This is a genomic window from Streptomyces sp. NPDC001544 (genome assembly GCF_042894285.1).
Taxonomy (GTDB): Bacteria; Actinomycetota; Actinomycetes; order Streptomycetales; family Streptomycetaceae; genus Streptomyces.
This window is the reverse complement of record NZ_JBIAVN010000006.1, coordinates 234,477-240,775: the sequence shown is the minus strand read 5'-3', so window position 1 is coordinate 240,775 and position 6,299 is coordinate 234,477. Positions and strand designations below refer to the sequence as shown.

The following is a 6,299-nucleotide window of genomic DNA, read 5'->3' as shown; positions in this document are numbered from 1 at the left end:
CGTCCGGTGGGCGGTGGCGCGAGCTCGGGTGCTCGGCCGGTGGGCGGTGGCGCCCCTTCGCAGGCGCGGTCGGCGGCAGGTGAGGGCTCTTCGGGTGCGCGGCCCACGGCCGGTGACCCACCGCCCCGGCCGCGCGGAGCGGGCGCCGGCACACCCTCGGCCTCGCGCCCGGGGGGCGGTGACACTGCTCCGCAGGGACGTTCCACCACCGGTGAGGGCTCCCCGGGTGCGCGGGCCGCGGCCGGTGACGCCTCGTCCGGACCCCGCAGGGCGGACGGAGACACGCCCTCGGGCGCACGGCCGGCGAGGAGCAGTACGTCACCGGGTTCGCGTGCGGCGGCCGGTGGCGCCCCCCGGGTTTCCCGTACGGGGGCCGGGGACGGCCCCGCGGGCGGGCGCACGGTGCCGGGTGGTGCCCCGGGCGGATCACGTCGGCCGGGAGCGCCGGTGCGGCCGGGCTCCGGTGCGCCGGCCCGGAACGCGGACGACGCGAGCCCGCCCCGCCGAGGCCCGGGCGGCCAGGACGCGCGCCCGGACTTTCCTTACCTCCGCCCCGCCTTCGCCGCCCGCAACCCCGCCCCCACGGCTCCGCCGCCGCCCGCCTCGGCCCGCTTCCCCGACGCCCCGCCCACCGTCGGCCGCGAACCGGGCACCGAGCGCGCGGACAGCCCCGACGGGGAGCGCATACCGCCCCCGCCCCGGCACCGCCCCACCGTGCCCCGCCGCGGTCCCGGGACCCCCGCGGAGCGACCCGCTCGGACGACGGGCCGGCTGCCGGGGAGCGGTGAGACGGCCCGCCAGGTCACGCGGGAAACCCCCGGCCCGGCCGCCACCGGCACCATGGGCGCGACGCGCACGACCGCGCCCCCCTCGCCCCGAGAGACGAGCGCGCCCACCGTGAACCCGGACCCCGCCCTCTCCTGGAGCGCGGCCGTCCCGCCCATCGTGACGTTCGCCCAGGCCGAGGGGTACGACGAGCGCGGTCGTCCCCGGCCGCTCGGTGCCCGGGTACGGTCCCGTACCGCCCTTGCCGCCGCCTGTGCCGTACTGGGCCTCGGGCTCATCGGCGGCGCGGTGACCGGCAGTTGGCTCACCGGGGGCGACGACGGCACCGGAGCCGTGAACGGCTACGCCTCGGCCGCCGACCTCTGGCACAGCGTGCCCGTCGACCAGCTCTTCCCGCCCACCCTGGAGGGCACCGGCGCGGGCCCCGGCGGCGCCGACCGGGCCTGGACCCGGATCGCCGTCGCCCCGGACAGCGGCTGCGCGAACGCCTTCGACCCGCTGCTCGCCAAGGCGCTGGCCCCCGTCGGCTGCCGTCGCCTGCTGCGCGCCACCTACACGGACGCCACCCAGAGCTACGTCACCACCGTCGGCCTGCTCTTCACCAAGGCCGACGCCGCCGCCATGAGTTCCCTGGCCCGCCGCTTCCAGAGCGAGGGCCTGGCCGGCCGGGCCGACCTCATACCCCGCCCGTACGCGGCGAAGGGCACCGTGGCCGCGGGCTTCGGCGACAGGCAGCGCGCCTCCTGGACGGTCTCCGTCCTCACCGACGCCCCGGTCGTCGCCTACGCCGTCTCCGGCTGGGCCGACGGCCGCACCGTCGACGACCCGCAGCCCGCGGCCGAGGCCACGCGCTCCGGCGCCACCTCGGCCCCCGCCCAGGCGGGCCTCGGGAACGAGGCGCAGGGTCTGGCCGACCGCGTCGCACGGCGACTGCGCCAAACCGTCAGCACGCCCACGGAGCCCCCCTCATGAACCGCCGCGTGAACCGTACGACCGGGGCGGCGCTGAGCCTCATGCTCGCCGGCCCACTCGCCCTGCTGCCGTCCACCGCGGCGTACGCCGACGGCATCCGCGCCCAGGAGTGGGCCCTGTCCGCGATGCACACCCAGGAGGCCTGGCGCACCACCAAGGGCAAGGGCGTCACCGTGGCCGTCCTGGACACCGGCGTCGAGGAGGACCACCCCGACCTGGTCGGCAACATCCTGCCCGGCAAGGACATGATCGGCTTCGGCGCCCAGCGCGGTGACCGCCCATGGGCCCGCCACGGCACCGCGATGGCCGGCATCATCGCCGCCCACGGACACGGACCGGGAGACGGCGACGGCGTCATGGGCATCGCCCCCGAGGCGAAGATCCTCCCCGTCCGGGTGATCCTGGAGGACGACGACCCGGCCCGCGCCAAGGCCCGCTCCACCCGCGGCAACGCACTCGCCGAAGGCATCCGCTGGGCCGCCGACCAGGGCGCCGACGTCATCAACCTCTCCCTCGGCGACGACTCCGCCTCCGCGCATCCCGAACCCAGCGAGGACGAGGCGGTCCAGTACGCCCTCAGGAAGGGCGTCGTCGTCGTGGCCTCGGCCGGCAACGGCGGCAGGAAGGGCGACCACATCTCCTACCCGGCGGCCTACCCCGGGGTCATCGCCGCGACCGCCGTCGACCGTTACGGCACCCGCGCCTCCTTCTCCACCCGCCGCTGGTACGCCACCGTGAGCGCCCCCGGCGACGACGTGGTCATCGCCGACCCGGACCACAAGTACTACGAGGGGTGGGGGACGAGCGCGGCCTCCGCCTTCGTCTCCGGCGCCGTCGCGCTGGTCAAGGCCGCCCACCCCGGCCTGACCCCGGCCCAGATCAAGAAGCTGCTGGAGGACACCGCCCGGGACGCGCCCAGCGGCGGCCGCGACGACTCCCGCGGCTTCGGCATGGTCGACCCCGCCGCCGCGATCAAGGCCGCCGACCGTCTCGAGCCGGAGGGCCTGCAGTCGGCCGCCTACGGTGCGAAGTACTTCGGTTCGGGCCCGGACACCGCCGACGCCACCGACGGCTCGTCGGGCTGGGCCGGGGTCCTGGCCGGCAGCACCGGCGGGGTGCTCGTGGTGGCGGCGGTCGTCCTGTGGCGGGGGCGCCGGGAGCAGGAGCCGGACGGCCGCTGAGGCCGTCCGCCATGGCTACCGGGAGGCCCGGGCCGTCGACGTGGCGTCGTTCCCGGTGAACGCCGACACCGCCGCCTTCGCCGCCGCCTCGACCAGCGCGATTCCCCTCTCCTGACTCACGCTGCCGTTCGACAGCACGGCGACCAGATAGTCGTCGCCGTCGACCGTCACCCGCCCGATGCTGTTGACGACCCACAGTCCGGTCGTGCTGCGGGGCAGCCAGCCGTTCTTCAGCGCCCACGCGGAGCCGTCGGCCGCCGCCGAGACACCCCACCGCTGGTCCGGCTCGATGTTCCTCATCAGAGCCCGCACATACTCCCGCGATGCCTCGCTCAGCTCCGAGTCGTCCCCGAACACCTGCTGGAGAAGGACCAGTTGGTCCGCGGCCGTGGTCTGCGTCAGCCCCCACAGCTCACCGTCACCGCCCGTGGTGCCGGTGAGGCCGAACCGCTCGTTCGCCGCGTCCAGCCCGTCCGCCCTCCCGATGACGTGCCACAGCGCGGTCGTGGAGGCGTTGTCGCTGTTCTCGATCATCTTGGTGGCATACGCCTTCTCGGCCGCCGTGAGACGGCGGCCCGCGTCCTGCGCCCGCAGCAGCAGCGTCGCCAGGATGTCGACCTTGACGATGCTCGCCGTGTCGAAGGCCGCGTCGCCGTACATGGCGCTCTCACCGGAGCCGAGGGCCAGTACGGCCGCCGACACCTTCGCGGCGGACGGCACGGTGACCGCCGCCATGGCCTTCGCCAGCGTCGCGTTCCGGTCCGCCGACGGCTCCGCCACAGGTTCCACCGATGCCTCCCCGCCCGCCGAGGCCGAGGAGGAGGCCGACGGCGACGCCGCCGAGGATACGGCGCCGGGGTGCGCCCGCGCCTGCACGTACGCGGTTCCGGCGGCCGAGGCGCCGACCACGGCGACGGTGGCGAGTGCGGTGCCAAGGAGCGGACGGCGCCGGGACGGGCGCGCACGCCGGCGGCGGCGGGCTCTGGAGGACTCCATGTCCGCGATGCTGGGGGTGGCGACTGTGCACCCCGTTAGACCGAAGTTAGAACCGCGTCAGGGAAAGCCGAGATTCCTGTGAAAGCGGTGAACGCCCGGTTTCAGGGGCCGCACAACCCCAGCAGCATCCCCCCTATAGGGTCGGTGACCGTGGCGAACAAGAACATTCCCGACCCCGGCTTCTCCGACGACGACGGCTCAGCCGAGCCCCGGCTGAGCGCCGCGCTGGCCGCGTGGGCCGAGGACCGTACCGCCGTCGCACCCGTCCTGGAGGCGCTCAAGGACGCCCGGCTGCTGGTTCCGGTGGTGGCCGTGCTCGGTGAGGTCGAGGAGGACGAGAACGGGCTGCGCCGCGAGAAGACCAGCGACATGGCCGTGCCGACGCTGAAGGCCGGCTCCCGCACCGCCCTGCCCGCCTTCACGTCCACCGGCTCGCTGGCCCGCTGGGACCCCGCGGCCCGTCCCGTCGCCGTGCCCCTGCACCAGGCCCTGCAGGCCGCCGCCCACGAGAAGGCGGACACCATCGTGCTGGACCTGTCCGGTCCGGTGCCGTTCGAGCTGACGGGGCCGGCGCTGCTCGCCCTCGCCGAGGGCCGTACGACGACCGACCCGCTGGCGGACCCGGCCGTCGTCGAGGCCGTCCGCACCGCCGTCGCCGCCGAGCCCGCCGTGCTCCGCGCCCACCTCGGTCCCGGCCGGGCGGACGGCACCCTCGCCCTGGTCCTGGACCCGGCCGTCGCCCCCGACCAGGCCGCCCGTGCGGTCGCCGAGCGCCTGGCCGCCGACGACACACTGAGGGCCCGCCTGGTGCGCGGCCTCGACCTGGCACTGCTGCCGGCCGGGACGACGCCTCCGGGCGAGCCCTTGTACGTACGTGGCTAAAGGGTCGTAAATTTACTACCCGCTAGCCATAGACCGGCCCCGTGTACTTCTCACCGGGGCCCTGGCCCGGCTCGTCCGGGACGAGGGACGCCTCGCGGAACGCAAGCTGCAGCGACTTCAGGCCGTCGCGCAGCGGCGCCGCGTGGAAGGAGCTGATCTCGGTCGCGCTCGCGTCCAGCAGACCGGCGAGGGCGGTCACCAGCTTGCGGGCCTCGTCCAGGTCCTTGTGCTTGTCGCCCTCCTCGGTCAGCCCGAGCTTCACGGCCGCGGCGCTCATCAGGTTGACGGCGACGGTCACGATCACCTCGACCGCGGGGACCTCGGCGATGTCGCGGGTCATCTCGTCGAAGTCGGGCTGGCCGGCGGTGCCGGAGGGGGAGGTCTCACTCATGTCCCACACGATAGGCGGTACCCGTCCGTGCCTTCCGATTGGCCCTTTCCCGAACCTTGCTGCTAACCTTGTGTAACGACCGGCTGGACATCGTCATGTCACCATCGTCATGTCCGGCCCACAAGTGGAGGCTCCGAGCTCCCACCCGACCGTCCCCAGGATGGCGGGTCACCCGGTCAGGCGGCCGCCATCGTTCCGTACGGACGATGGAGTCGCCCGAAAGCGCGCCCCGCGTTCACCGCGGCGGTGCTCCGGCAGTCATTGGAGCCCCGCCTGTGATCGTCCGGGGCATTTTTTGTGCTTCGGCGCGGTTAGGTCTTACGAATACAGACGTTACGCGGCTGTCCGCCAGACCGTCGCGTGGTGCTACCGAGGAGGATCCATCAGCGCCGAGCCCCGCATCAACGACCGGATTCGCGTTCCCGAGGTGCGACTTGTCGGTCCCAGTGGCGAGCAGGTGGGCATCGTCCCGCTGGCCAAGGCACTGGAGCTTGCGCAGGAGTACGACCTGGACCTGGTCGAGGTCGCGGCGAACGCCCGTCCGCCCGTGTGCAAGCTCATGGACTACGGGAAGTTCAAGTACGAGTCGGCCATGAAGGCCCGTGAGGCGCGCAAGAACCAGGCGCACACGGTCATCAAGGAGATGAAGCTCCGGCCGAAGATCGACCCGCACGACTATGACACCAAGAAGGGTCACGTCGTCCGGTTCCTCAAGCAGGGCGACAAGGTCAAGATCACGATCATGTTCCGTGGCCGTGAGCAGTCCCGTCCCGAGCTGGGCTACCGACTGCTGCAGCGTCTCGCGGAGGATGTCCAGGACCTCGGGTTCGTCGAGTCGAACCCGAAGCAGGACGGCCGCAACATGATCATGGTCCTCGGTCCGCACAAGAAGAAGACCGAGGCGATGGCCGAGGCCCGCCAGGCGCAGGAAGCCCGCAAGGCCGAAGCGAAGGCGAACCCCGGCAAGTCGCAGAACGCCGCGGAAACCGAGAACGCCGTGGAGACCGAGGCCCCTGCCGAGGCTTCCGCCGAGGCGTGATCCCGGGGGACGCGAGTCCCCAGGATGTAACCGAAACAAGTCCGACGCTCCA

Annotated in this window: 6 protein-coding genes; 4 read left to right on the top strand and 2 right to left on the bottom strand. The window is 73.7% G+C overall.

Features of this window, described 5'->3' with window-relative positions:
- Window positions 1–447 precede the first annotated feature (447 nt).
- Window positions 448–1,758, top strand: coding sequence for a hypothetical protein (locus ACFY0F_RS18345; RefSeq protein ID WP_388794682.1), 1,311 nt, complete (start codon window positions 448–450; stop codon window positions 1,756–1,758).
- Window positions 1,755–2,939, top strand: a complete 1,185-nt coding sequence (gene mycP / locus ACFY0F_RS18340; protein ID WP_388794679.1) for a type VII secretion-associated serine protease mycosin — start codon at window positions 1,755–1,757, stop codon at window positions 2,937–2,939. The genes ACFY0F_RS18345 and mycP overlap by 4 nt, the downstream gene beginning before the upstream one ends.
- 15 nt (window positions 2,940–2,954) lie before the next feature.
- Here mycP and ACFY0F_RS18335 read toward each other — a convergent pair whose 3' ends face one another.
- A complete protein-coding gene (locus tag ACFY0F_RS18335; RefSeq protein WP_388794676.1) occupies window positions 2,955–3,935 on the bottom strand; it encodes a serine hydrolase in 981 nt (326 codons plus the stop codon).
- Between the two features lie 150 nt (window positions 3,936–4,085).
- On the opposite strand from ACFY0F_RS18335, the gene ACFY0F_RS18330 reads away from it, so the two are divergent.
- Entirely contained in the window at window positions 4,086–4,817 is a 732-nt protein-coding gene (locus tag ACFY0F_RS18330; protein WP_388794673.1) for an SseB family protein, read from the top strand.
- A 22-nt stretch (window positions 4,818–4,839) separates the two neighbouring features.
- Here the strand turns inward: ACFY0F_RS18330 and ACFY0F_RS18325 are convergent, their stop codons facing one another.
- Window positions 4,840–5,208, bottom strand: coding sequence for a DUF1844 domain-containing protein (locus tag ACFY0F_RS18325; RefSeq protein WP_388794669.1), 369 nt, complete (start codon window positions 5,206–5,208; stop codon window positions 4,840–4,842).
- 382 nt (window positions 5,209–5,590) lie between these two features.
- Between ACFY0F_RS18325 and infC the strand changes: the two genes are divergently transcribed.
- On the top strand, window positions 5,591–6,247 hold the full coding sequence (gene infC / locus ACFY0F_RS18320; RefSeq protein ID WP_093748663.1) for a translation initiation factor IF-3: 657 nt from the start codon (window positions 5,591–5,593) through the stop codon (window positions 6,245–6,247).
- Window positions 6,248–6,299: the final 52 nt, after the last annotated feature.